20 protein-coding genes are annotated in these 26867 nt (G+C 62.6%); 12 read left to right on the forward strand and 8 right to left on the reverse strand.

Annotation, left to right across the window (positions count from 1 at the left end):
* Positions 1–15 precede the first annotated feature (15 nt).
* The 10 genes from AC3IQ7_RS22650 to AC3IQ7_RS22695 all read left to right on the forward strand — a co-directional run bounded on the left by AC3IQ7_RS22650 (position 16) and on the right by AC3IQ7_RS22695 (position 10846).
* Positions 16–408, forward strand: a complete 393-nt coding sequence (locus AC3IQ7_RS22650; RefSeq protein ID WP_322428468.1) for an Mth938-like domain-containing protein — start codon at positions 16–18, stop codon at positions 406–408.
* Entirely contained in the window at positions 405–2078 is a 1674-nt protein-coding gene (locus AC3IQ7_RS22655) for a glycosyltransferase family 39 protein (RefSeq protein ID WP_099380388.1), read from the forward strand. Before AC3IQ7_RS22650 ends, AC3IQ7_RS22655 begins: the two co-directional genes overlap by 4 nt.
* Positions 2079–2284: 206 nt before the next feature.
* A complete protein-coding gene (locus AC3IQ7_RS22660; protein WP_489207379.1) occupies positions 2285–3421 on the forward strand; it encodes a DegT/DnrJ/EryC1/StrS family aminotransferase in 1137 nt (378 codons plus the stop codon).
* Positions 3422–3432: 11 nt separating this feature from the next.
* Positions 3433–4428, forward strand: coding sequence for a glycosyltransferase (locus AC3IQ7_RS22665; RefSeq protein WP_489207380.1), 996 nt, complete (start codon positions 3433–3435; stop codon positions 4426–4428).
* Positions 4428–5345 carry a formyltransferase gene (locus AC3IQ7_RS22670; protein WP_489207381.1) on the forward strand — a complete coding sequence of 306 codons (918 nt, stop codon included), beginning with the start codon at positions 4428–4430 and terminating at the stop codon, positions 5343–5345. Before AC3IQ7_RS22665 ends, AC3IQ7_RS22670 begins: the two co-directional genes overlap by 1 nt.
* Positions 5346–5366: 21 nt before the next feature.
* Entirely contained in the window at positions 5367–6419 is a 1053-nt protein-coding gene (locus AC3IQ7_RS22675; protein WP_070290550.1) for a bifunctional UDP-4-keto-pentose/UDP-xylose synthase, read from the forward strand.
* Positions 6419–7378, forward strand: coding sequence for a polysaccharide deacetylase family protein (locus AC3IQ7_RS22680; protein ID WP_322428463.1), 960 nt, complete (start codon positions 6419–6421; stop codon positions 7376–7378). Before AC3IQ7_RS22675 ends, AC3IQ7_RS22680 begins: the two co-directional genes overlap by 1 nt.
* 74 nt (positions 7379–7452) lie before the next feature.
* Positions 7453–7923, forward strand: a complete 471-nt coding sequence (locus AC3IQ7_RS22685; protein ID WP_034785468.1) for a peroxiredoxin — start codon at positions 7453–7455, stop codon at positions 7921–7923.
* 289 nt (positions 7924–8212) lie between these two features.
* Positions 8213–10024: a PhoH family protein gene (locus tag AC3IQ7_RS22690; protein WP_099380394.1), complete on the forward strand. Its 1812-nt coding sequence runs from the start codon at positions 8213–8215 to the stop codon at positions 10022–10024.
* Between the two features lie 147 nt (positions 10025–10171).
* Entirely contained in the window at positions 10172–10846 is a 675-nt protein-coding gene (locus AC3IQ7_RS22695; protein WP_489207382.1) for a site-2 protease family protein, read from the forward strand.
* A gap of 45 nt (positions 10847–10891) precedes the next feature.
* On the opposite strand, the gene AC3IQ7_RS22700 is transcribed toward AC3IQ7_RS22695, so the two are convergent.
* Positions 10892–12973, reverse strand: a complete 2082-nt coding sequence (locus AC3IQ7_RS22700) for a TonB-dependent siderophore receptor (RefSeq protein ID WP_489207383.1) — start codon at positions 12971–12973, stop codon at positions 10892–10894.
* Positions 12855–13295 carry a hypothetical protein gene (locus tag AC3IQ7_RS22705; RefSeq protein ID WP_489207384.1) on the reverse strand — a complete coding sequence of 147 codons (441 nt, stop codon included), beginning with the start codon at positions 13293–13295 and terminating at the stop codon, positions 12855–12857. The genes AC3IQ7_RS22700 and AC3IQ7_RS22705 overlap by 119 nt, the downstream gene beginning before the upstream one ends.
* Before the next feature lie 421 nt (positions 13296–13716).
* On the opposite strand from AC3IQ7_RS22705, the gene AC3IQ7_RS22710 reads away from it, so the two are divergent.
* Together AC3IQ7_RS22710 and AC3IQ7_RS22715 are read left to right on the forward strand one after the other, a co-directional pair.
* Entirely contained in the window at positions 13717–14658 is a 942-nt protein-coding gene (locus AC3IQ7_RS22710) for a bestrophin family protein (RefSeq protein ID WP_099380396.1), read from the forward strand.
* An 84-nt stretch (positions 14659–14742) separates the two neighbouring features.
* On the forward strand, positions 14743–14943 hold the full coding sequence (locus tag AC3IQ7_RS22715; RefSeq protein WP_489207385.1) for a heavy-metal-associated domain-containing protein: 201 nt from the start codon (positions 14743–14745) through the stop codon (positions 14941–14943).
* 51 nt (positions 14944–14994) lie between these two features.
* Here the strand turns inward: AC3IQ7_RS22715 and AC3IQ7_RS22720 are convergent, their stop codons facing one another.
* The 6 genes from AC3IQ7_RS22720 to AC3IQ7_RS22745 all read right to left on the reverse strand — a co-directional run bounded on the left by AC3IQ7_RS22720 (position 14995) and on the right by AC3IQ7_RS22745 (position 26859).
* A complete protein-coding gene (locus AC3IQ7_RS22720; protein ID WP_489207387.1) occupies positions 14995–15963 on the reverse strand; it encodes an IS1595 family transposase in 969 nt (322 codons plus the stop codon).
* A 95-nt stretch (positions 15964–16058) separates the two neighbouring features.
* Positions 16059–16781, reverse strand: coding sequence for a glutathione S-transferase (locus AC3IQ7_RS22725; RefSeq protein ID WP_489207388.1), 723 nt, complete (start codon positions 16779–16781; stop codon positions 16059–16061).
* Between the two features lie 22 nt (positions 16782–16803).
* Complete coding sequence (gene cueR / locus AC3IQ7_RS22730) at positions 16804–17223, reverse strand: Cu(I)-responsive transcriptional regulator (RefSeq protein ID WP_099379159.1); 420 nt, start codon at positions 17221–17223, stop codon at positions 16804–16806.
* Between the two features lies 1 nt (position 17224).
* A complete protein-coding gene (locus AC3IQ7_RS22735; RefSeq protein WP_099379158.1) occupies positions 17225–19657 on the reverse strand; it encodes a heavy metal translocating P-type ATPase in 2433 nt (810 codons plus the stop codon).
* Between the two features lie 103 nt (positions 19658–19760).
* Positions 19761–20516 carry a FecR family protein gene (locus AC3IQ7_RS22740; protein WP_489207389.1) on the reverse strand — a complete coding sequence of 252 codons (756 nt, stop codon included), beginning with the start codon at positions 20514–20516 and terminating at the stop codon, positions 19761–19763.
* Complete coding sequence (locus AC3IQ7_RS22745; protein WP_489207390.1) at positions 20485–26859, reverse strand: YDG domain-containing protein; 6375 nt, start codon at positions 26857–26859, stop codon at positions 20485–20487. The genes AC3IQ7_RS22740 and AC3IQ7_RS22745 overlap by 32 nt, the downstream gene beginning before the upstream one ends.
* Positions 26860–26867 lie beyond the last annotated feature (8 nt).

Below are 26867 nucleotides of genomic sequence, written 5' to 3' on the forward strand. Positions count from 1 at the left end.
AGCCCCGATATCGCCATGAAACTCCATGCCAGCAGCACCCAACAATACCAGACTGTCACCGGCTATGACGAAAACGGCGTCGAGATCAATGCCCAGCCCTACAGCTACAGCCTGATCGTCATGCCGGAAATGCCGCCACGGGCATGGGAGGTGGACAGTTTCGAGCAATTGAACGAGGCGCATTTCGCGCAAATCCTGGCCGACGCGCCCGACGTGGTCATCCTCGGCACGGGCGAGCGCCAGCGCTTCGTGCATCCGAAGCTGACGGCCGCGCTGACCATGCGCCGCATCGGCGTCGAATGCATGGATAGCCAGGCTGCCTGCCGCACCTACAATATCCTCATGGGCGAAGGCCGCAAAGTCACCCTGGCACTGATCCTGGCCCCGGCCGCAGGCAAGGCCGCATGAAAATCAATGTCAACGAGCTGCACTCGTCGCGGGTGCTGATGTGGTCCCTGCTGGGCATCTTCATCGTTGTCACCCTGTATGCGCTGGGCGTGCGCACGCTGGTGCCGCCCGACGAGGGCCGCTACGCCGAGATGGCGCGCGAAATGTTCGTCACGGGCGACTGGATAACCACGCGCCTGAACGGCATCAAGTACTTTGAAAAGCCGCCGCTGCAAACCTGGATGAATGCGCTGACCTTCGCCGCCTTCGGCCTGGGCGAATGGCAGGCGCGCCTGTGGACTGGCCTGTGCGGCATCATCGGCGTGTGCATGACGGCCTACGCGGGCAAGAAAGTGTTCGGCCCGCGCGTCGGCCTGTATGCGGCCCTGGTTCTGGCGTCGAGCCTGTTCTGGCTCGCTTCCGGCCAGATCAATTCGCTGGACATGGGCCTGTCGGGCATGATGACCCTCACCCTGGGCAGCCTGCTGATCGCCCAGCGCGATGACGCCACGGCGAACGAGCGACGCAACTGGATGCTGGCCTGCTGGGCCGCCATGGCGCTGGCCGTGCTGGCCAAGGGCCTGATCGGCATCGTGCTGCCGGGCGCCGTGCTGGTGCTGTATTCGCTGTGTGCGCGCGACTGGCGTATCTGGACGCGTTTGCACCTGGTCAAGGGCTTGCTGGTGTTCTTTGCCATCGCCACGCCATGGTTCGTGCTGGTCGCCCTGCGCAATCCGGAGCAGCCGCATTTCTTCTTCATCCACGAACATTTCCAGCGCTTCCTGATGAAGGGCCACAAGCGCGAAGGCGCCTGGTATTACTTCCTCGTGCTGCTCATCCCCGGCATCCTGCCATGGATAGGCGTGCTGCCGCAAAGCCTGGCCGCCGCCTTCCAGCGCCAGGAAGGCGCGTTCCAGCCCCGCTTGATGCTGCTGGTCTGGGCCGTCTTCATTTTCTTCTTCTTCAGCTATTCGACGTCGAAGCTGCCCGGCTATATCGTGCCCGTCTTCCCGGCCCTGGCCCTGCTGGTGGCGCTGTACCTGGAATCGGCTTCGCGCCGCCAGCGCCTGTTCGCCGCCGGCCTGCTGTGCGTGCTGGGCGCGGCCATCCTGATCGGCGGACCGATCGCCTTCAGCAAAGCCAGCGCACGCGACGCGGAAGCCCTGGTCGCGCTCAAGGGCTACCAGCCATGGCTGATGGCGGCCGGCTTCTTCGCCCTGGCCGGCGGCGCCCTGGCCTTGCTGCATGCGCGCCAGCTGCGCCGCGACATGACGGTGCTGACCATCGCCGGCGCCGGCTTCCTGGCCACGCACTGCATCCTGGCCGGCTCCGAGCTGTATGGCCAGAACCGCGCTGGCACGGACATGCTGCCGCAGATCCAGGCCGAACTGACGGCCGATACCAAGCTCTATTCCGTCGGCATCTATGAACAGTCGCTGACGTATTATCTGCAGCGGCCCGTGATCCTCGTCGATTACTGGGATGAGTTTACGTTTGGCCTGAAACAGCAGCCCGAACTGTCCATCCCCAGCATCGAGACTTTCATCACGCAGTGGACGAACGATGCCAATGCCGGCGTGCGCGACATGGCGATTATCAGCCTGAACCGTTACAAGGAATTGCAAGCGCGTGGCGTGCCCATGCGTGTGATTGCCGAAGATGCGCGCCGCATGGTCATTGCCAACAAATAAATGTTTAAAGGGGCGCGAGGCAGCACGGATCGCGCCCCCGGCCAGTTTGCGCCGCCCCCGCATCAGCAGGATTTTTCACCGCTGAAGGGGCTGCGCCGCCATACTGACGATATAAAATAGCCATGCCTGCCGGCCGCTGTTGACGGCACTGGCAGCCTCGGCGATGCCGATACCCTGACACAATACAGATCCAAGAACTGCGCCCCATGACCTCTACCCTGCCCTTTTTGCCCTTTTCCAAACCCACCATCGACGAAGCGACCATCGCCGCCGTCGGCGACGTGCTGCGCTCGGGCTGGATCACCAGCGGCCCGAAAGTGCAGGCCTTCGAAGCCCAGCTGTCCGAGTATTTTGGCGGGCGTCCCGTGCGCACCTTCAATTCGGGTACGTGCACCATGGAAATCGCGCTGCGCATCGCCGGCATCGGCCCCGGCGACGAAGTCATCACCACGCCCGTGTCGTGGGTAGCGACGGCCAACGTCATCATCGAAGTGGGCGCCACGCCTGTTTTCGCCGATATCGACCCCGTCACGCGGAATATCGACCTCGACAAGCTGGAAGCGGCCATCACCCCGCGTACCAAGGCCATCATCCCCGTCTACCTGTCCGGCCTGCCCGTCGACATGGACCGCCTGTACGCGATCGCTGACAAGTACAATTTGCGGGTCGTGGAAGACGCGGCGCAAGCGTTCGGTTCCACCTGGAAAGGCAAGCGCATCGGCGCGTTTGGCGACTTCGTCTCGTTCAGCTTCCAGGCCAACAAGAACATCACCACGGGCGAAGGCGGCTGCCTCGTCCTGAACAACCTGGAAGAAGCGAAGCTGGCCGAGAAATACCGGCTGCAGGGCGTGACGCGCAGCGGCGTCGACGGCATCGACGTCGATGTGCTGGGCGGCAAGTACAACATGAGCGACATCATGGCCGCCATCGGCCTCGGCCAGTTCGCCAATATCGATGCGATCACGACCCACCGTCGCGCGCTGGCACGCCACTATTTCGCGCAATTCGGCAGCGACTTCGAAGCCCTGAGCGGCGCCCAGTTGCCGGTGCAGGATTTTGAAAACAGCAACTGGCATTTGTTCCAGATCATCCTGCCCGACATTGGCCCCGGCACGCGTGCCGCCTTCATGCAGCAAATGGCGCAGCAAAACGTGGGAACGGGCTATCATTACGCACCGATCCACCTGTTTACCATGTACCGCGAACGCGGCTTTACCGAGGGCATGTTCCCCGTCTCGGAAAAGATCGGCCGCCTGACCGTGACCTTGCCGATGTTCTACGCCATGACGACACAAGACGTGGAACGCGCCGTCGCCACCGTCAAATCCATTCTCATCAAATGAGCAGCGCGCCGATGAAACCTGAACTGTCCATTATCATTCCGATCTACAACGAACAGGATGGCCTGGCCAGCCTGTTCGCCCGCCTGTATCCCGCCCTCGACGCCCTGCAGACAAGCTACGAAATCATCTTCATCAACGACGGCAGCCGCGACAATTCGGTAGCCATCCTGGCGGAACAGTTCCGCCAGCGCCCCGACGTCACGCGCGTGGTCTTGTTCAACGGAAATTATGGCCAGCACATGGCCATCCTGGCCGGTTTTGAAGCCTCGCGCGGGCAAATCATGGTCACGCTCGACGCCGACCTGCAAAATCCACCCGAAGAAATCGGCAACCTGGTGGCGAAGATGCGCGAAGGCTACGATTACGTGGGTTCGATCCGGCGCAAGCGGCAAGATTCCGCCTGGCGCACACTGGCATCGAAGATGATGAACCGCTTGCGCGAACGCATCACCAACATCAAGATCACGGACCAGGGCAACATGCTGCGCGCGTATGGCCGCAATGTGATCGACCTGGTCAACCAGTGCGCCGAAGTCAACACCTTCGTGCCCGCCCTGGCCTACACGTTTGCCCGCAAGCCCACGGAAATTACCGTCGAGCACGAGGAACGCTCGGCCGGCGAATCGAAATATTCGCTGTACAGCCTGATCCGCCTGAATTTCGACCTGGTCACGGGCTTTTCGCTGATTCCCCTGCAAATCTTTTCCATGCTGGGCATGCTGCTGTCCTTCAGTTCGGCCGTGCTGGTGATCTATTTGCTGGCGCGCCGCTTCCTGTTCGGCGCCGAGGCACAGGGCGTGTTCACCCTGTTCGCCATCGCCTTCTTCCTGATGGGCGTGATCCTGTTCGGCATCGGTCTGGTGGGCGAATACGTGGGACGCATCTTCCAGCAAGTTCGTGCCCGGCCCCGCTACGTGGTGCAAACCATCTTGCAGGACGGCATGATCCAGGCGGAAGCCGAGGCGCTATCGTACGTGCGCCTGGAAAAGCGCCAGGTGGGCCGCTGATGGGCGCGCCACGCGCCGTCGTCTTCGGCTACCACAATGTAGGCGTGCGCTGCATCAAGGTGCTGCTGGCCGGTGGCGTCGACATCGCCCTGGTCGTCACGCACGAAGACAGCCCCTCGGAAAACCTGTGGTTCGAATCCGTCGCCAGTCTGTGCCAGGCCGAAGGCATCCCGTACATCACGCCATCGGACGCGCGCGCGCCCGAACTGCTGGCGCAGGTGCAGGCGGCAACGCCGGACATGCTGTTCAGCTTTTACTACCGCCACATGTTGCCGGCTAGCATCTTGGAAGTCGCGCCCGCCTACAATATGCACGGCTCGCTGCTGCCGCAGTTCCGCGGTCGCGCGCCCGTCAACTGGGCCGTGCTGCATGGCGCCCCGCAAACGGGCGCGACCCTGCATGAAATGACGGTCAAGCCCGATGCCGGCGCCATCGTCGCGCAAACGGCCGTACCCATCCTGCCCGACGACACGGCCTTCGAAGTCTTCGGTAAAGTCACCGTGGCGGCGGAACAAACCTTGTGGAACGTGCTGCCGGCCTTGCTGGACGGCACGGCGCCGCGCCAGCTCAACGATTTGCGCCAGGGCGGCTACTTCGGCGGCCGCAAGCCCGAAGACGGCCGCATCGACTGGAAGTTACCGGCGGTGCAGGTATACAACCTGCACCGGGCCGTCGCGCCCCCCTATCCCGGCGCATTCACCGAAGTCAACGATGTCATTTACACCATCGAAAAAGCCCGTTTGAGCAAGCATTCCGCAGGAAGTTTGCCACCGGGCTTGGCGGTAGTGGATAATTGCATCTTTGGCGTCTGCGGAGACGGCCGCATGCTGGCCATTTCCGCGCTGAGGGCTGCCGGGGAGCCGATTTCGGCTCAGCAATTGCAAGCAAGTCTGACCACCCGCGTCAGCACACACTGATATCACTCAAGAGAATCTCACATGAAAAAAGTCCTCATCTTAGGCGTCAACGGCTTCATCGGCCACCACCTGTCCAAGCGCATCCTGGAAACCACCGACTGGCATGTCTACGGCATGGACATGAACACGGACCGCATCACGGAATTGCTGGAAGATGACAACTACAAGTCGCGCATGCACTTCTTCGAAGGCGACATCACGATCAACAAGGAATGGGTCGAGTACCACGTCAAGAAATGCGACGTGATCCTGCCCCTGGTCGCCATCGCCACGCCATCGACCTACGTCAAGCAGCCGCTGCGCGTGTTCGAACTGGACTTCGAAGCCAACCTGCCCATCGTCCGCTCGGCCGCCAAGTACGGCAAGCACCTGGTCTTCCCGTCGACCTCGGAAGTGTATGGCATGTGCCATGACGAGGAATTCGACCCGGAAAACTCGGAACTGATCTGCGGCCCGATCAACAAGCCGCGCTGGATCTATTCGAACGCCAAGCAGCTGATGGACCGCGTGATCTGGGGCTACGGCATGGAAGGCTTGAACTTCACCCTGTTCCGTCCGTTCAACTGGATCGGCGCCGGCCTCGATTCGATCCACACGCCGAAAGAAGGTTCCTCGCGCGTGGTGACGCAATTCTTTGGCCACATCGTGCGCGGCGAGAACATCTCGCTGGTCGACGGCGGCGCGCAGAAACGCGCGTTCACCTACATCGACGACGGCATCGATGCACTGATCCGTATCATCGCCAACAAGAACGGCATCGCCAGCGGCAAGATCTACAACATTGGCAATCCGACCAATAACTATTCGATCCGCGACCTGGCCGGCATGATGCTGACCCTGGCCGCCGAATACCCGGAATATGCCGAAGGCGCGAAACACGTGAAAATCGTGGAAACGACGTCGGGCGCCTACTATGGCGCCGGCTACCAGGACGTGCAAAACCGCGTGCCGAAAATCACGAATACCTGCGAAGAGCTGGGCTGGGCGCCGACCACCACCATGGCCGATTCCCTGCGCAATATTTTCGACGCCTACCGCAGCCAGGTAGCCCAAGCCAAAGCACTGATGGATTAATGTTGAGCAAGCCGTTCCTGACCCTGAAAATCGACGTCGATACCTATCGCGGCACCCGTGAAGGCATGGGCAATCTGGTGCGCATGCTGGCCGCGCACCGGGCCAAGGCCACTTTTCTGTTCTCGCTGGGCCCCGACCACACGGGTTGGGCCCTGCGGCGCGCCTTGAAGCCCGGCTTTTTCAGCAAGGTGTCGCGCACCTCGGTGGTCGAGCACTACGGCTTGAAAACATTGATGTACGGCACTTTGCTGCCAGGACCCGATATCGGCAAGCAATGCGCGGCGCAATTGCGCGCCGTGCGCGATGCCGGTTTCGAGTGCGGCATCCACACCTGGGATCACACCCTGTGGCAAGACAACGTGGCCAAGCGCAACGCCGCCTGGACCATCAACATGATGCGCAAGGCCGCCAACCGCTACGAGCAAGTATTTGGCACCAAGCCGCACACGCACGGCGCGGCCGGCTGGCAAATGAATGTCAGCGCCTTTGTCGAACACGACACGGCCGGCTACCGCTTTGCCTCCGATGGCCGCGCCATGCTCGACGCGCGCGGCGCCATGGTCCATCCTAGCAATGGCCCGCACCGCGTGCGCAATGGCAACACCATCCTGCAATGCGTGCAACTGCCCACCACCCTGCCCACCCTGGATGAATTGCTGGGCTGCGAAATCGACGGCAAACTGATCACGACCGGCAATGTTGCCGCGCATATATTGTCGCTGACGGCGGATAATCCCCGCGATCACGTGTATACCTTGCATGCGGAACTTGAAGGACAGAAACTCGCCCCCATTTTCGAACAATTGCTGGCTGGTTGGAAAGCCCAGGGCTACCAGTTTGCAGCGATGGGCGATTATTATGAAAAGATAAAAAATACGGACTTGCCCGTTTGTCCCGTCACCTGGGATGAGTTGCCAGGCCGTTCGGGACGCCTGATTGTGCAGGGCAAAGCGGCCTGAATGCTGTATTGTTGCACCTGGATGCGTTGCCAGATTAAAAACAGCGCTGATGATCACCGTTCAGGAGAGAACCTGTGGCTGATAGCCAATCCCTCGTAAGCATACCCGACTTTAGCGCCGCTATGACCAGCGGCAAGACCTTTCAGTTGCTGGGCCGTCCGGCCAAGGCCACCGTGCTGTTTTTCTATCCGAAGGACAACACCCCTGGCTGCACCACGGAAAACATCGCCTTCCGCGATGCGTATTCACAATTCGTCGCCGCCGGCGTGGAAATCTACGGCATCAGCCGCGATTCCCTGCGCTCGCACGAAAGTTTCAAAGCCAAGCTGGAGCTGCCATTCGAGCTCATTTCCGACCCGGACGAAGCCGTTTGCCTGCTGTTTAACGTCATGAAGATGAAACAGATGTACGGCAAGACGGTCCGTGGCGTCGAGCGCAGTACGTTTGTGATTGACGCCCAGGGCCGATTGGTGAAAGAATGGAGAGGCGTGAAGGTCGCAACTCACGTGGAAGAAGTGCTGGAATTCGTAGCGCATCTGAATTGATCGTCCATTTTGATCCAATGCGCGTTGTCGGCTTCCAGCGAGCCTGGTTCAACCGCAGTTCAGTTCACGGTACCTATCGCCATTTTGAGTCAACGAAGCGCCTCCACCCACTCCGCCAGGCGGGCCTGCAGCCCGCCGATGGCGTCCATGACCGGCCATGCTGCCGGCCTTCCGGCAGTTACTCGTCCTATAGCATTGTTGTTCCCCCGCATCCACCCCATGAGAAGTGCCGCCAGAAGCTGGCTGCCCATGGGCGATTCATTCCAGAAATTTTTTGATTGAGATCCTGATGCCACTGCCAAAATTACCGAGCAAGCCAGCCACCATCCTGGCCACCCAAGATTACCCAACCGCAGGCGCAGCGCGCCCGGCCACCAAAACCCCGGCAGCCAAGAAAGTGGCTGCACCGATCATTGAAGCGGCGATCGCCGAAGTTGCCAAGCCGGTCCGCAATGCGGCCACGAAGATCAAGCAAGTGGCGGCCCTGATGGTCGCCAAGCCGGCACCTGCACCTGCGCCGGTTGCGGCCGCACCTGCCGTCGTTGCCGCGCCTGCGGCGAAAGCCAAGCCGGCGGCAAAAGGCAAGGTCACGCCGATCAAGCCAGTCAAGCAAGCCGAGCAGCCACATCCGGCCAAGCACAAGGCGGTCGAAGTACAGCTCAAGTCGTCCGCCAGCCGCGCCGCCGACCAGCGCGGCATCAGCAAGCTGTTCGTGCTCGACACGAACGTGCTGATGCACGATCCATCGTCGCTGTTCCGCTTCGAGGAACACGATGTGTACCTGCCGATGATGACCCTGGAAGAGCTGGACAACCACAAGAAGGGCATGACGGAAGTGGCGCGCAATGCACGCCAGGTCTCGCGCACCCTGGACGCCCTGATCAGCAACACGGATGACGACGCCATCGAACACGGCATTTTGCTGTCCAAGCTGGGCAACAAGGATGCCAAGGGCCGTCTGTTCTTCCAGACGCGTCTGCAAAGCGCCGACTTGCCGGCAGGCTTGCCTGTAGGCAAGGCCGACAACCAGATCCTCGCCGTCGTGCGCTCGCTGGAGTCGGAACAGGAAGGCCGCCCCGTCGTGCTGGTGTCGAAAGATATCAACATGCGCATCAAGGCGCGCGCCCTGGGCTTGCCAGCCGAAGATTACTTCAACGACCATGTGCTGGAAGACACGGACTTGCTGTACTCGGGCATCGTGCAATTGCCGGACGACTTCTGGAACAAGCACGGCAAGGATATGGAATCCTGGCAGGAAAGCAAGAACGGCTACAGCTCGACGTTCTACCGCGTGACGGGCCCGTTCATTCCATCCTTGCTGGTCAACCAGTTCATCTACCTGGAACCGAAAAACGGCGAAACGCCATTCTACGGCCAGGTAAAACAGATCAACGGCAAGACGGCCGTGCTGCAAACCCTGCGCGACTTCAGCCACACGAAGAACAATGTGTGGGGCGTAACGGCGCGCAACCGCGAGCAGAACTTCGCCCTGAACTTGCTGATGAATCCGGAATGCGACTTCGTCACCCTGCTGGGCCAGGCCGGTACCGGCAAGACCTTGCTGGCCCTGGCCGCCGGCCTGGCGCAAGTGCTGGAAACCAAGCTCTACAATGAAATCATCGTCACCCGCGTGACGGTACCGGTGGGCGAAGACATCGGCTTCCTGCCAGGCACGGAAGAAGAAAAGATGTCGCCATGGATGGGCGCCTTCGACGACAACCTGGAAGTGCTGAACAAGTCCGACTCGGATGGCGGCGAATGGGGCCGTGCGGCAACGCAAGACCTGATCCGTTCGCGCATCAAGATCAAGTCGCTCAACTTCATGCGCGGCCGCACATTTGTGAACAAGTTCCTCATCATCGATGAAGCGCAAAACTTGACGCCGAAACAAGTCAAAACCCTCGTCACACGCGCCGGTCCCGGCACGAAGATCCTGTGCCTGGGCAACATCGCGCAGATCGACACACCGTACCTGACGGAAGGCTCGAGCGGCCTGACCTACGTGGTCGACCGCTTCAAGGGCTGGACCCACAGCGGCCACGTCACCCTGGCCCGCGGCGAGCGTTCACGCCTGGCCGACCACGCCAGCGAAGTGCTGTAACGTGCTGTAAGTTATAGCGGGCGGCGCAAGCTGCCCAGTCATTCGAAGCCCCGGCTGCAGCGATGCAGGCGGGGCTTTTTTCTTGTGCGCGACTTTTCGTGGAGGCATGTTCTAATACCGCTCCTTTCTTTCAGGACACCATATCCGATGCACCCCGCTTTCCAGTTGTTGCTCTGCCTTATCCTCTTCATGCTGATCCACATTTCCGTCATGGCCCTGTGCGCTCGCGCATTCGGCATCACCGTGCGCAGCATCAGCTATGGCGTGGGACCGACCTTGCTGACTTTAGGAAAAGTCCATGTCAAGCTGCTGCCCCTGGCCGGCAACGTGGTGCTGAAGGATACGCGCGAGGAAACCTTGTATGACGACGATCCCTGTCTTGATGCCTATAACTTCCAGCCGTTGTGGAAGCAGGTGCTGCTGCCATTGAGCGGCGTGGGGGTACTGCTGGCCTTATCGCTGGGTATCATGGGAGCGTCGGGCTGGGAGCGCTTTGTCGCTGCCTTCGGGCAGATCATCCACGGCGCACTGGCGCCGCTGTCCGTGGCGCAGGAATTGCTGGGTGATGGAGAAACCTTTGCCCGCACGCACGGCTTTGCGCTGCTGTTCGCCCTGTTCTCATTGAAACTGTGCGCCTTCAACCTGCTGCCGTTCGCCGGCTTGAACGGGGGACAGGCGCTGCTGGCCATCGCGCGCGGCGGACGCGCTTTTGTGGCGTGGGAAGAAACGGTGACGAAATGGGTGCTGTTGCCGGGGCTGGCAATCTTGCTGGCGTGGGTGGCGGCGCTGGCCGTATATGGCTGGCGCGCGCCGGGGCTGTAATCGCACGGCCCCGGCTGGCTACAGCCTGGTACAGCCCGGTCATGGCTAGAAATTCACCTTCAAGCTCAACAGGGCTTCACGTTCCGCGCCACGGAAGATGCCGCCAAAGTATTTTTTATCGAAGACATTGCCGATATTCAGGGCTAGGCGGTAATGCGCCGTTTCATAGGCCACGGCGATATCGGCCAAGGTGTACGGATCATTCAGGTACAGCGCATTGGCCGCGCCATTGTAGGGCGAACGGCCACGGTAGCGCAGGCCGCCGGCGAGCATCAGGCCAGGCACGGCCAGGGGCCGGTAGTCGAGCCACACGCTGGCCGCATGGCGTGTCGTTTGCAGGCTCTGGCGGCCGATTTCGTAGTCGTGGTTGCTCTTCGTCGTGCGCGGGTCAAGATAGGTGTAGCCAGCCAGCACACCCAGCTCGGGCAAGGGTTTGAACGTGCCTTCCAGTTCCACGCCCGTAGCGCGCACTTCGCCCGTCTGTATTGACGAACGCGGATGCAGTGGGTCCGGAGTCGTGACATTCGTTTGCGTCAGATCAAACAATGATGCCGTCAGCATGGTGGAGGTGCCAGCAGGCTGGTACTTGATACCCAGCTCCACCTGCTTGCCTTTGCGTGGCTGGAAAGCCTTGCCGTCAAAGTCGCGGCCCGTGGCCGGATCGAACGAGGTGGCATAGCTGGCATACGACGCCACGCCATTGTCGAACAGGTACAGCAGGCCTGCGCTGCCCGTGGTGGCATTGTCGCCGATGCGCGTGGTCGCCGAATTGCGCTGCGTGCTGCGCGCACGGTCGTGGCGCAGGCTGGCGTTCGCCACCCATGCGCCCAGCTTGAACTGGTTCAAGGTGTAGAGGCCCGTCTGCTTGAGTTCAGTGTCGGTATAGTCGAGTTCAGGCGCGGCGATCGATTGATGGTACACCGGCAAATAAATATCCAGGTTCGGCACGTCCCAGCCAAAGCCCAGGCCGTCATTTTCCTTGTATTTCAGGTAATCGATGCCCGCCACAAAACGGTGTTCGATCTCGCCCCAGCGAAATTCCTTTTGTGCGCGGCTGTCCACCGTCCAGGTCTTGCCGTCCACTTTTTCCGCCAGGCTGCCGCGAGTGGCCGTGCGTCCGTCCGCCAGCAAACCCTCGGCATAAATATGCTGGTAATCGACCTTGATGGTGGCATAGCGCAAGTTTTGCGTCAGCTTCCAGCCACTCCCTGTTGCATGCTCGAACATATAGCCGAGGGCGCGCGTATCGCGGTTGAAATAATCGAAGGACGGGTCGCCCGCCGTGCGGCTTACGGGCAAGTCCTTGATTTGCGGATGGACAAACAGGCTGGGCCACCATGGTTTCGGCGTACCCCGCTCTTGCGAATATGTGCCCAGCACGGTCAGACTGGTGCGCGCCGAGATGTCCCAGCGCAGCGACGGCGAGATGGAAACGCGGTTGTTCTTCGACTCGATGGGACGGTCGTTGGCATCACGACCCGTCAGCGTGACGCGGTACAACAAGCCATCGTTGCCCGCGACGGCTCCGCCCAGGTCGGCATTGACCTGATAGCGCTGGTAGCGCCCTGCGGAAACGCCCACGCTATTGACGTGGTCGGCGCTCGGCAGCTTGGACGTGACATTGATCATGCCACCTGGGCGACCCTGGCCGTAGAAGACGGACGCGGGCCCCTTGATGACTTCTACGCTGTCGAGGTCTTCCATTTCGCTATTCCAGGAACCATAACTGCCCGCCGACAACAGCCTCAAGCCATCCTGGTAGTACGAGCTGCCATCGCTGAAGCCGCGGATGGTGGCGCCCGACATGCGCACGTCGGCGCCCGTCACGTCCGTCAGCACTCCCGCCGTATACGCCAGCGCCTGTTCGATGCTTTTCGGCGCCTGCGTCTTGATCTGTTCACGCGTGACGACAGAAATGGCGCGTGGCGTCTCGATCAATGGCGTGCGCATCTTGGTGGCGGCCACGCTGATCGGTACATAGCCGCGCGATACCGTACCCTCGCCTGCGTCAGCCGCTGCCATGACGGAAATCAACGGCATGACGGCGTCCGGCGCCGTGCCTGCGCTGGCCACGGCAGGCGCGGCGCGCAGCACATAGCTGCCCGCTTCCAGTTCGACCGCCTGCAAGCAAGGCCGCCAGGGCAGCCTGCGGCGTATACTGTCCCTGCAAGCCGGCCGTGCTCTTGCCGCTGGCCTGTTCGGGCGTGTAGCTGAGCAAGACATTCGCGGCGCTGGCCAAGCTGCGCAGCGCAGGCGCCAGCGGACCGGCAGGGATGTTATAGGCCAGGCGCGTGGCGCCAGCCTGCTGGGCCTGGGAAGTTTGCGCCTGCGCGAGGGCTGGCATGGCCGCATACAGTGCCAGGCTGCACACGGCCAGCGACACGGCACGGGCGATGGGAAGGATTTGCGGTGTGGAAATATAGCGATGCTGCTTGCGACTGACGGACATGGTGTAAAGCCTCTCGAATGGACTGCTGAAATGATTCCCCTACTTAGCAGGTGCCTTGAGAAGACGAATCGGGCAGGCTCGACGCGAAAAGTCCTGCCCTGCAGGCGCACCTGATACAGGCGAACTTTTGCGACTGGTCCAGACGAAAGATCGTAATTTCAGCGCTTACATGGATTTAAATTACAAATGAAATATTCATTCATGAAATGAATAACACCTATCGCCACTGTGAATTGGCCGGAAGCGAAACGGCGGCCTATACTCAAGCCGTCTCCCCTACTCTGCCTCCCATGTACACCCTGCTCAGCCCGCATACCTCGCGGGCTTTTTGTTCCCGGCCATTGCCACTCCGTCTTTCCCCTTTTAACGATCACCGGGCGCGCTGTTCCCCGCCAGCCCAGCTCCCCACAGGGAGCGCAGCATGATCGTGCGCGAGCGTCCCTCGGCGCTGCGCTTGTTCCTCGTGGTGCGCGGCTCCGTCCTGCCGCGCATCCGCACCACGCTGATCGTCAATACCCTGATCGCCACCCTCGTCACCTGGTGCCACGGCACCTTGTTCGACCACAAGGTGATCCTCACGACCATCCCATTCACCCTGATCGGCTTGCCGCTGGCCATCTTCCTGGGCTTTCGCAACACTGCCGCCTACGACCGCTACTGGGAAGCGCGCAAGCTGTGGGGCGAACTGGTCTTGCGCAGCCGGAATTTCTCGCGCCAGTGCCAGACGATGATACGCAGCGACACGCCGACCCACGCCAGGCTGGGCCTGGAAGACGTGCGCGTGCGCATGATTTACCGCACCATCGCCTTTTGCCACGCCCTGCGCCACCAGCTGCGCGACACGCGCGGACCCGCCGACCTGCAGCCGCTGCTGCGCCCGGCCGAATGGGACGCGGCCTGCAAGGCATCGAATCCGTCCGACTACCTGATGCTGCAGATGGGCCACGACCTGGCCGACTGCGTCCGGCAAGGTCGCATCGACAGCATCCTGGCCACGCAGATCGATAATACGGTCTCGGCCATGGTGGGCGCAGGCGCTTCGTGCGAACGCATCCGCAGCACGCCGATTCCCTTCTCGTATTCGCTGCTGCTGCACCGCACGGCCTATCTGTACTGTTTCCTGCTGCCCTTCGGCCTCGTCGATTCGCTGGGCTTCATGACGCCGTTTGTCGTCGCCATCGTCGCGTACACCTTCTTTGGCCTCGATGCCCTGGGGGACGAGATCGAGGAACCGTTCGGCGAAGACGCCAACGACCTGCCGCTGTCGGCCATGTGCCGCGCCATCGAAATCAGCTTGCGCGAATCCGTGCAAGACGAGAACGTGCCGCCACCCATGCAAGCTGACGATTATTTGCTGCATTAAAATCAACGATCACGCTGCCGCTTGACCTTCCCACCGGGGCAAGGATTACAGTGGCAGCACTTAATCATTCAAGGAGTACTTGCCATGTATCAGTTACAAGTTGAAAACATGAGCTGCGGCCATTGCGTCGGCTCGGTCACGAAAGCGGTGCAAGGCATCGACCCGCAAGCCCAGGTGCAGATCGACCTGGCCAGCAAGCGTGTCACGGTGGACTCACCCGCCGAACTGGGCGCCATCAGCGCAGCCATCGTGGAGGCGGGCTACCCCGTCACCAGCGCGCAATAAGCGACACTTACAAAGAACAGCCGGCCCTTGCGCCGGCTGTTTTTTTTATGGCTATGTCACCGTAAGATGTGGGAATACTCCCAGTGTTGCTTTCAATAACGTTTCTGGTGAACGGATGCGTCTGGCGTCGAGTATCCAGCGCCAGCCCAGGTAATTTGGCAGGTAGCGCGTCGCCACGCCGTGAAACGGACGCAGCCATTGCCGCAAGCGGCTGTGATACGCATTGACGTTCTGCACATGCGCGGCGCCCTGCACACGGATGCCGGCGCGCAAGTTGACGGCCTCGTGGCTGATACCCGCTTCCCTCGCAAACGCCCGGTAGGCCGCATGGCCATCCGTTACCAGCAGAACATCCTTGTCGATAACGGGCAACAAACATCGGTGCAGCTGCGCCTTCGTCAACGCGCCTTTGCCCGTGACGAAATCGAGGGTCTGGCCCGTGCGGTCGCGCGCCACCAGGATGCAGACTTGCTCATTCGAGATACCACGTTTAAAGGCATGGCCGCCCCGGCGGCGAGCCGGCCGCGTCATCTGCCTCGATCCCTTTTCCGATTCCAGCACGTAGAGTTCATCGGCCTCGGCGATGCCATGCAGGCCATGCGGCCGGTCCGTCTTCGCCACGCTGAGAAAGCGGTGGCGCCAGCGAAACGTGGTGTTGCGGTGCAATCCTAGCTGCTGAGCGGCCTGGCGCACCGAGGAGGAGTCGAGCAGGCAATCGGCATACGCGATCCACAGCGCCTTGTGACGCAAGCGGGCCAGCGGCGTGCCCGTCAAGGCATTGAAAGTGCGTCCGCAAGGCACACAGCGGTAGCGCTGCAAGCCGTGCGCATGGCCATGCCGGTGCAGGTGAGGCGAGCGGCAGGCGGGACAGGCCAATCGCGGCTGCGCCACGCTTTCCAGCAACGCGACGGTCGCATCTTGCGGTGCGTTGCCACGCAGCAGGGCGATGCCTGTCTGCCGCTGGCGTCGGTTCAGGTGAGCAAACTGGGCGATAAAACGCATCCATTCGGCTGGCTGCATGATCTGCTCCCTATGTGGTAAGTATGCAGAGTCAGACAGCAATGCCAAGGGAAGATTCCGGCAGTTCCCCTATTTATCGATGACAGAGCCTTTTTTTATCCATCCAGTTCGGGATAGTGGCGGAAAATGCCTTCCTCATTGAACGCGATCCTACGCTTCGACCGCAGGTAGCGGGCAATATTCGGCCGCGCGGCCACCATGTCGTGCAGCGCAAGCAGGGCAGGATACTGCGGAGCCAGGCGTGCCATGGCTTGCGGAAACGCATACTGCAGGCCGGCCAGCATCTGGAACAGCGACAGGTCGCCATACGTGAGCCTGGCCCCGACCAGATACTGGCCGCGACTGTTCAGCAGCACCTGCGTGAAATAATCGAGAAACTTGGGCAAACGTGTTGCGCGGAAATCCGCGCTGCGCAACATGGCCGCCTGCTTTTGCTCTTCGTAATATTGATTCATCGACAGCGGATGGTGCGTGTCATGCACTTCCGTCAACCAGTCGGCCATGGTCAGTTGCAGCTGGTTCAGCCACAAACGGCCGCTTTCCGCGCGTGGCGCCAGCCCCAGGCGCCGGCCCAGGTACAACAGGATATTCGTCGTCTGGCCGATCTGCACATCGCCATCGCGCAGCACGGGCGGCGCGTAAGCGGCCTGTGACGTGCTGTCGCCATCAAGGCAGGCCAGCATGGCAGACAGGCCTTGCCCCGTGCGTTCAGGCAAGCGGGCGATATCACGGTACTCGGCGCCCGCTTCTTCCAGGGCCAGCCGAATGAATTCGCCGCGCCCCTGTATCGCGGGCCAGTAATACAGTGCATACGCCATACCCCACCTCCTTTGATTTACCTCAATGGCAACAGGCTTTCGCTTCCGCGTCGCCGGCCAGCCCCAGGCTTTGCAGGATGGGGCAATCGGGCTTGTCGTCGCCATGGCACGATTGCGCCAGGTGGGCCAAAGTGTCGCGCATCTCCGTCAATTCGGCGATCCTCTTGTTGAGCTCGGCGACATGGGCCAGCGCGATGCCTTTCACGTCCGCGCTGGCGCGCTGGTCGTTTTGCCACAGCGACAGCAGCTCGCGGATCTGCTCCAGCGAAAAGCCCAGGCCCCGCCCGCGCTTGATGAAACGCAGGGCGTGCAAATCGTTCGGCGTGTATATGCGGTAACCGGCGTCGCTGCGTGCGCTGGGTTTTAACAATGAAATACTCTCGTAGTAGCGTATCATTTTTGCCGATACGCCCGTCTCGCTTGCCGCCTGGCCGATATTCATCCTATGACTCCTTGGTATGCGCGCTGCGGGCTTTCCAGCGGCGCAGCAACAGGGCATTGCTGATCACGCTGACCGAACTGAAGGCCATCGCCGCGCCCGCCACCATGGGGTTGAGCAGGCCGAAGGCGGCCAAGGGAATGCCGATCAGGTTATAAATGAAGGCCCAGAACAGATTCTGCCGTATCTTGCTGTAGGTGCGGCGCGAGATATCGATGGCGTCCGCCACCAGGGCCGGATCGCCACGCATCAGGGTGATGCCGGCCGCATGCATCGCCACGTCCGTGCCCGTCGACATGGCGATGCCCACGTCGGCGGCCGCCAGCGCGGGCGCATCGTTGATGCCGTCGCCCACCATGGCCACTTTCGCGCCCTCGCCTTTCAGCGCGACAATTTTAGCGGTTTTATCGGCCGGCAGCATTTTCGCCGCCACCGTGTCGATACCCAGCAGTTTGCCGACGGCGTCGGCGCTGCCCTGGTTATCTCCCGTCAACATCACCGTGCGGATACCCAGGCTGTGCAAATGGGCAATGGCTGCCTGCGCGTTCGGCTTGACCTGGTCGGAAAAGGCGAACAAGCCCAGCAGTTCCGATCCCGACGCCAGCCACGAAATCGTGTTGCCCGTGTTTTCCAGCGACAAGGCCTGGGCCGCCAGAGGCGACATGTCCACGCCCAGTTCCTGCATCAGCCGCGTGCTGCCCAGTTTCAACTCCAGACCATCCACGTGGGCCGCCAAGCCGCGGCCCGGCAAGGCCGACAGGCCCGTGGCCGGCAAGGGTTCGATATGACGCGCGGCAGCCGCATCCAGCACGGCCGTCGCCAGGCTATGCTCGCTACCGCGCTGGATGCTGGCCGCCAGTTGCAATAGCCGTGCATCCTCGATGCCATGCGCATGCAGGGCTGCCAAGGAAGGCTTGCCCACCGTCAGGGTGCCCGTCTTGTCGAACACGACGGTATTGACGGCGTGCGCCACTTCCAGCGCTTCCGCATCCTTGATCAAAATGCCATAGCGGGCGGCCACGCCCGTGCCAGCCATGATGGCCGTCGGCGTGGCCAGGCCCAGCGCGCAGGGGCAGGCGATGACCAGCACGGCAACGGCATTGATGATGGCGTTCTCCAGCTCGCCGGTAGCGAACCACCAGCCCAGCATGGTCAGCAGCGCCAGCACCAGCACCACGGGCACAAAGATCGCGCTGACCTTGTCGACCAGATGCTGGATCGGCGCCTTGGCCGCCTGCGCATCTTCCACCAGGCGGATGATGCGCGACAAGGTCGTCTCGCCGCCCACGGCTTGGGTGCGCACCAGCAACAAACCATCGGCATTGATGGCGCCGCCCGTGACCTTGTCGCCCGGATGCTTATCGACCGGCAAGCTTTCGCCCGTGATCAAGGACTCATTGATCTGGCTGGCGCCTTCCACCACCACGCCATCGACGGCTACCCGCTCGCCGGGACGGATCACCACCAGGTCGCCCACTTTCACCTGCTCCACGGGCAAGTCGATTTCCACGCCGTCGCGGCGCACGCGGGCCGATTCCGGACGCAAGACTTGCAGCGCGCGAATGGCCGAAGCCGTCTGGCGCTTGGCGCGGCTTTCCAGCCATTTGCCCAGCAGCACCAGGGTGATGACGACGGCCGACGCTTCGAAATACAGGTGCGGCAGCATTTCGCCCGCCGTCAGCCATTGGTAGACGGACAAGCCATACGCGGCGCTCGTGCCCAGCGCCACCAGCAAATCCATATTCCCGCTGCCGGCGCGGGCCGCCTTCCAGCCCGCCTTGTAGAAACGCGCGCCAAAGTAAAACTGCACCGGCGAGGCCAGCGCGAATTGCAGCCAGCCGGGCAGCATCAGATGGATGCCGGCCCACTCGAGCAGCATCGGCAGCATCAGGGGGAAAGCCAGCACGGCCGCGAATGCCACTTTCATGCCGTCGCGGTTCGGTGCGGCAGCGGACGCACTGGCCTGACTGGCGGCGGGCACCCTGGCTGCATAGCCGGCCTTGTCGATGGCGGCGATCAGGGTGCCCGCCTCCAGGCCGCCCGTCACCTTGATGCGCGCGCTTTCCGTGGCCAGGTTGACGCTGGCGGCCAGCACGCCCGGCACTTTCAGCAGGGCTTTTTCCACCCGGCCCACGCAAGAGGCGCACGTCATGCCGGCGATGTTCAGGTCGATCTCGCGCTGCGCCACCGTATAGCCAGCCTTTTCCACTGCCGCCTGCAAGGTGACCAGGGAAATCGGCGTGCTGGACGTGATTTTGGCCACTTCCGTGGCCAGGTTGACGCTGACCTGGCTCACGCCGGGCACGGCGGCCAAGGCCTTTTCGACGCGGCCCACGCACGAGGCGCAGCTCATGCCTTCAATGGCCAGCGCCTGCGCATGCGCGGCGGCGGGAGGGGGAGGACTGGAATTGGCGGGAGCGAGTGCACTCTGGTTCATGGCAGATCCTGTACGAAAGATTAACGAATAGGGTCAGGATCTGCTATCCCATGATGGGAAGGTCAAGCCCTATTTGCACGGTGTGCAGGGCTTGTTTGAAAACCTAGCGCACCACGCAGTCGATGGCAGCAGGTTTGCCGGGCGTGGCAGGGGCGCCCCCACTCGATGGCGACGGTACAAAGGCCGGCGGCAGCGTGAACTGCAGGCCTGGATTGACGGGCAACAACACAGGCGGCTGCCTGAAGTTGGGCGTAAAGCCAAACTGGCCCGGGGCAAAGCTTTGCGCGCCAGCCGGATTGCTCACCTGAATCAGGCCGTCAAGCACATGCACATACAGGCCGGGAGCCAGCCCTTGTCCTGCCGATGGCGCCGCCGTTGGCAGCGGCATTGCCGAGGGAGCGACATAGCTGGCAATAAACGTCGTGCCGCGGATGCCGATGGTGGCAGCCGGCGTCTTCATTTCGAAGCGCTCCTTGTTGCGCTTGCCCAGCAGGCCCGTGACGGAACGCAAGCCTCCCTTGAGCAAACTGAAGATGGCGTGGTCGCCGTCGGGCTGCTCGGCCGTGTAGCTGAATTGCTCGATCACGAAACTGGTATTCGGCTTCAGGGTGATTTCGCTATTGTCGATCAGCTTGATCAAGGCATACGTGTCCTTTTCCGTCAGCAAGGTGTCGCCCTGCTCGACCTCGGACCTGATGGCCAGGATTTTCACCTTGCCGTCCACTTTCTTGGCCATCAGTGGGCCGCTCAATTGCATCACCGTGCCGGCCACTTGCCCGGCCCAGGCGTGCGCGCCCAGGCACATCAGGGCCAGCCACAGCAAGGCCTTAATTGCAGTACATTTTTTTAGTAGGGTCATCAAATTTGTATCCTGTGGATTTATCTGTGGCATCGGCAACATCCTTGCTCTCCTTCTTCTTGTCGTCCGGCTTGGCTGCCGGCGTGGACGCGAGCGTATCGTTGGCACGATCAGCCTGCTTGATGATGCGCAAGGCATCGTCGATGGCCGCGCTCGTGGCGGCGTCGATCACGGGCTTGTCGATGGTGGTCGCTGGCAGGAAGATGGCGTCCGCCATGCTCACCGTGCCGTTCGGCGCCAGCAAGCTGACGTTGGCACGCTGGCGGTTGATGCGCACGCCCGAGTCACCCGTGATGTTGCCCGTTTTCGCCAGCACGCTCATGCTGCCCGCCGCCGGCAAGACGAAGCTTGCCGAGTCCGCAAAGCGCACATAGCCTTCCGCGCTGGCGGTAAAATTACCAGCGCCGACGAGCTTGGCATTGCCTTCGACGCGGATATCGCCGCCAGCCACCAGGCTGATGTCGCGCGCCGCTGTCAGCTGCGCGCCATCGCCCAGCAGCACGTCCGTGCTGGCATTGAAAGTGATGTCATTGCCCGCGATCTTGCCGTTGACGGTGACGGGGCTGTGCGCCGTCACGCTGACGTTGCCGCCATTCGCATTGATGTTGCCAGCATTGATGCCGCCCGTGTTGTCGATGGCGATATTGCCCGCGCCCGTGGTCAGCGCTCCCAGAGTCAATGTGCCCGGCGCCGAGGTATTGTTCAGCGTAATCCCGCCTCCCGCACTATTGCTGGCGGTAAAACTGCTTACCTGGTTGCCCGCATGGTCCAGCACGATGCCGTCGCGCGCCTGCGCAGCCAGGCTGCTGGCGAGCAAGGCACCGTCCTGGACTATGGCGCCGTTCAGGGCGCTCAAGCGTACTTCGCTCGCCGCCACGCTGGCGAAGCGCAAATCGCCAGCCGCTTGCGTAATGGCCAGCTGACCCGCCAGCCGGATGGCACCGGCAGTCTGATTAAAACTGTTGGCGACAAGCAAGTTACCGTTGCCGCTCAGCATGCCGCCGCCTTGCGCATAGCGCTCCGCCGATAGGCTGCCATTCAGCAGCAAGCTGCCGCCGTTGATTTCCAGGCCAGCCAGACCGCCCAGCACGGAGCGGTCCAGCGCGCTTTCACCGAGGGTCAGGCTGCCGCCCGTCAACAGCAAGCCCGTCGCCGAGTTCAGGTTTTTCAGGACGGTGTTGCCGGCCGCCGCGCTGTAGGTGACGACGCCCTTGCTGTTGCTAAAGTCGACAGCCAGCACGTTCGCGCCTTCCGGCACCACGCCGCCGTCCCAGTTGGCCGCATCGCCCCACAAGCCGTTGCCGCTGCCGACCCAGGTCGACAATTGTTTTTGCGCAATCGTTGCCTGCGCCGTGCCGCCCGACATTTCCAGGGTGTAATTGCCCGCATCGGCGCCCGCCAGGCGGAAGCCGCTGGCGGTCACCAGCTTGTTGGCACCCGCATTCTTGTCGGCGAAGCTGCCGCTGCCGCCAACCACGCTGACCACATCCAGGCCCAGCACGCCGTTCGCCGTGGCGCTGACGGTAGCGGAAGTCGTGCCGTCATACACCTTGCCGACGGCGCTCAGGCCCGCCAGGGTCAGGCTGGCGGGCGTGATACTGGCCAGCAAGCCAGTTGGCAGGACGATAAAGTAATTGCCCGCATCGGCGCCCGTCAGCGCCGCGCCACTGAGCTGCACGGCCTTGCCTACGCCCACGTTCTTGTCCGCAAAATTGGCCACTGCCGAGGCCGTCAAATTGTCGCCGGCAATGCGGTCATCACCCAGGTTCAGCTGCGTGCCCGTCGTGCCATCGTAGACCTTGTTGCCCGCCACGCCGGACAGGTTCAGCGCGCGCGCCGCGATATCGGCCGTGGTGCTGCCCGCATTGCTGCCCAGCACATAGTTACCCGCGTCGTCGCCGCCCAGCGCCACATTCGTCACCGTGACAGCCTTGCCGGCACCCGCGTTCTTGTTGCCAAAGGCCGCGCTGCCGCTCACGTTCAAGGCGTCGCCCTGGATACGGTCGTCGCCAAAGCTCACTTGCGCGCCCGTCGTGCCGTCATATGTCTTGTTGATGCCGTTAACACTCACGTTCAGGGAACGTGCCGTGATATCGGCCGTCGTGCTGCCTGCATTGCTGCTCAGCACGTAGTTGCCCGCGTCGTCGCCGCCCAGCGCCACGTTCGTCACCGTGACCGCCTTGCCGGCACCCGCGTTCTTGTTGCCAAAGGCCGCGCTGCCGCTCACGTTCAAGGCGTCGCCCTGGATACGGTCGTCGCCAAAGCTCACTTGCGCGCCCGTCGTGCCGTCATAGGTCTTGTTGATGCCATTGAAACTCACGTTCAGAGTACGCGCCGTGATGTCGGCCGTCGTGCTGCCCGCATTTCCATTGAGCACATAGTTGCCCGCATCGGCGCCCGTCAGGTGACCGGTCGCCACCTGGTAATCGACCACTTTGCCGGTGCCGACATGCTTGTCGCGGAAGCTGCCCAGCAAGCCGGCCATGCCGACCTGGTCGCCCGTCACCAGGCCTTCGAAGTAGCCATTCAGGGCCGCCTGCAAGGTGCCATCGTAGACGCGGCTTTGCGCGCCCGTGACGCCATAGTTCAGAATGCGTGCCGTGATGGCCGCCGTGCCGTCCACCGTCGTCGCGGCCAGGCTGTAGTTGCCCAGTTCATTGCCGCCCAGGGCCAGGCCGCTGGCGTGCACGGCCTTGCTGCCGCCCGCATTCTTGTCAAGGAAGGCGGCGCTGCCGCTGATGCTGATGTTGTCGCCCGCCACCACATTGCCCAGCACAAAGTTGACGCCGTCGTAACCCAGGGTGCCGTCATATATCTTGCCATTGCCACCGAGGCTCACCGTCAGCGCGCGCGGCGTGATGGCGAAGGTCGTCGTGCCACCCATCGTGATGTCGTATTTGGTCGACCACAGGCCCGTCGCCGCATAGCTGCCCACATTGCGCGCGTTGCTGCCGTAACCGAGACTGCCATTCACGCCGGCATCGCCATCAATCAATCCCACATAGCCGATTGCACCGAGGAAGGCGGCCAGCTGGCCATCGTAGACCTTGCCCGCGGCATTGCCAGAAAGATTCACTTGCAGCGGCTTCAGGAAAGCCTTCAGCATCGGCGTCGTGTAGCCTTCGTAGATGCGCCACACGCTGCTGAAATCGTAGTCGTTGAAGCTGCCCTGCTGCTGCATCTGCGCAGTGCTGCGGCCGCTGGAGCCGCCTGGATCGGTCTGCACCAGCGACGTTTCAGAATTGAAAAAACCATAGCTGAACGGAGAACCCGCGGACACGCGGCCGACTACCGCGCCCACGGCCGCATAGCCGTCGCCAGTCACGGCGCCGCTGCTGAAGACATGGCTGACGCTGCCCGTGCTTTCACCGACCAGCCCGCCCATGTTTTCCCTGGCCAGGATGGGATCGGCAACGCCCGCCCGGCCCACGGCGCCGCGGGCATACGCATCGTCGATGCTGCCGCCGTTCAGGCCCACCAGGCCGCCGATGCTGCGCGCGCCAGTGACATTGCCGGTGGCATAAGACTGGCTCAGCGCGCCTTGGTTATTGCCGACCAGGCCGCCGATCATTTCGCGCGCGCCCGTCACCACGCCAGTGGCGTACGAAGTCGCGATACGGGCGCCGGACGCATTCAATCCCGCCAGGCCGCCGACGGCGCCGCCGCCATCGGCATTGATGCCTGTGACGGCGCCGCTGCTGGCGGACAAGGTGATGACGCCGCCATTGCTGCCCACCAGGCCGCCGACATTGCGCTGGCCGCTGACGGCCATGCTGCTGTTCACGCCATCGATGACGCCGCTGACGACCTCGCCCGCCAGCGCGCCCACGTTGGCCGTGCCGGTGACGCTGCCGCCGCTCAGGGTCAGGTTGCGCAAGGTGCCGCCCTGCACGGTGCCAAACAGACCTGCCGCCGAACCGGAGGCCAGGCTGCGATCGATTTTCAAATTGCTGAGAGTAAATCCGCCGCCATCGAAGACGCCGGAAAAACCGCTGCCGCCGCCGGCGATCGGCATAAAGCCCTGGCCAGCGTTCCAATTCGCGGTGCCGCTGGCGTCGATATTGCCGGCCAGGCGATAGCTGTTGCCAAGCCCAAGGCTGGCGATGCCTTGCAAGCCGTAGATATCGGCGATCAGATAAGGCGAGGACGAACCGCCGTCGCCGCCGGCCGCGCGCAGGAAACTGGCGCCGCTGCCGATGGCAAAGCTTCTGGCGCTGAATCCTGGCAGGACCGCCCCGTTTTGCACCCAGCTGCCGCCGTCGAGTACAAAGCTGCCATCCACCGTCACGGCGCCCGTGGCCGTGATGGCGGAACCTGAATTGAGGTGCAGATCACCGGTCCTGGCGAGCGCATCCGAAATCCGCATGCCACCCGTATTCGTGCCGTCGCCGATGGTCAGCGACGCGGCCGAGATGCCAGCGAGCTCGTCTGCCGTCAGGCCCAGGGCGCCACCGGATTTGCTGCCCAGGTCGATGATGCGCGAACTGCTCAGGGGCTTGAGCGTCACGTTGGCGCCTGCGGCGCTACCGCCGAAATTCAAGGTGCCGCCGAGCGTGATACTGTCCGCCTGCAGGGTCACGCTCTGGTTGGCGATGCCACTGCCGACCAGCCGCGCGCCGCCGCCCGTCAGGTTAATTTCGCCGCCCGCATGGTTGGCACGCAGGAACAGGTTGCCATTGCCGACACTGACCACGCCCGCACCCACCACGCTGGCGCCGGACAGGGACACGCTGCCGCCATTCGTCGTGATCGCCGCGTTCAGGATGACGTTCGACCCGGGGCCGTATGCGCCGCCGCTGCTGGCGTCGTTCGCCGACAGGGTCACGTTACCGCCATTGGTGGTGATGGGCGCGTACACATTGATCGTCTCGCCAGCCGTGGCGCTCAGGCCGATGTCGGCATGCACCATGTTGACGGCAGCGCTGAAATTGATACGGTGCTGGGCCTGCAAGATCACATTGCTGCTGGCGTTGGAGATGGTATCGGCACCGATGCTGGTGCTGCTGGCGGGCGGCCCCTCCAGGAACTGGTCTACATCATCGAGGCTGCCGCCACTGCCCTGCACCACATCGATATCGAATGGGTCAAGCAGCCAGATACCGCGCTTGCCTCTGCTGGAGCGGGCGCTGGTATCGATGCGGATGCCGTCGACGGCCAGGGAATGGCCGGAGGTTTCCACGAAGCCGCCGTCGCCGCCTTGCGCGCCGCCACGCGCGGAGATGCTGCCGTGCACCTGCGCCGAGTCATCACCCCAGGCGATGACCTTGCCACCGTTGCCGCTGTTGATCGCGTCGGCCTTGACGCTGGCGTCCTTGCCGACAAGCACTTGCCGCGCATTCTGCACGGCCGCGTTCTTGCCCTGGTAGTCGCCGCCCAGCAAGACCGTGCCGCCGCCCGTGCCGCCGCTGGCGTCGATGGTCGCATTGCCCAGCAAGCCCACCTGTTCGCCCAGCACCTGGATGTCGCCGCCCTTGCCCACCGCGCCCGTGGCGCTGGTGACGCTGCCCGCTTCGAGCAGCGCCTTGCCGCTGGCCTTCAGAACGATCCTGCCGTTCTCGCCGACGACGGCGCTATTCGCGTTGAGCACGCCGCGCTGGCTGACCAGCGCGCCGGCCATGCCGATGCTGCCGCCCTGGGCGATGATCTGGCCCAGGTTCAGCGCCTGGTCGGTCGGTGCCGAAACGAGCACGCGCAATTGCGGATTGCCGGGGTCGGCCAGCTGCACGCTGCGCCCGGCCGCCAGGATCACTTCGCCATTTGGCGCCGTGATGATGCCCGTGTTTTCCACGTTCGGCGCGATCAGCAGCACTTGCCCGCCCTTGCCAGCGTTGATGGTGCCCGCATTGCTGACGCCGCCGGCCACGCTGCCGGCCGTGAACTGGCGCTTGCCGGCCAGGAAATCCTCGTTCGTCATGCCCAGGCTGGACGCCACCAGCCCGTTCACATCGACGCGCGCGCCCTGGCCGAAGACGATGCCGTTCGGGTTGATCAGGAAGACCTTGCCGTTCGATTCGAGCGCGCCGAGGATCTTGCTGGGGTCTTGTCCCGTGATGCGGTTGAGTACGGCGCTATTGCCGTTTTGCTGGATGAAGCGCGTGATTTCGCCCGCATGGATGGAAAAGCTCTGCCAGTTGATGATGGTGTTGGGCGTGTTCGTGATCGAGAAGATGTTGCCCTGCTGGTTGAACGTCGCCTGTCCGTTGACCACCTGCGGCAAGGCGGGATTGGCCTGCGCCGCGCCGAAACAGCCGGCCAGCAGCAGCGCCAGCGCCGTGCGGCGCAAGGGTGGTGCAAACGGTGGCGTCAGGATGAAAACGGAGGCGTGTTGAACGTGGTTGTGCATGGTGTTCA

Source organism: Janthinobacterium sp. GL_088 (assembly GCF_057837845.1).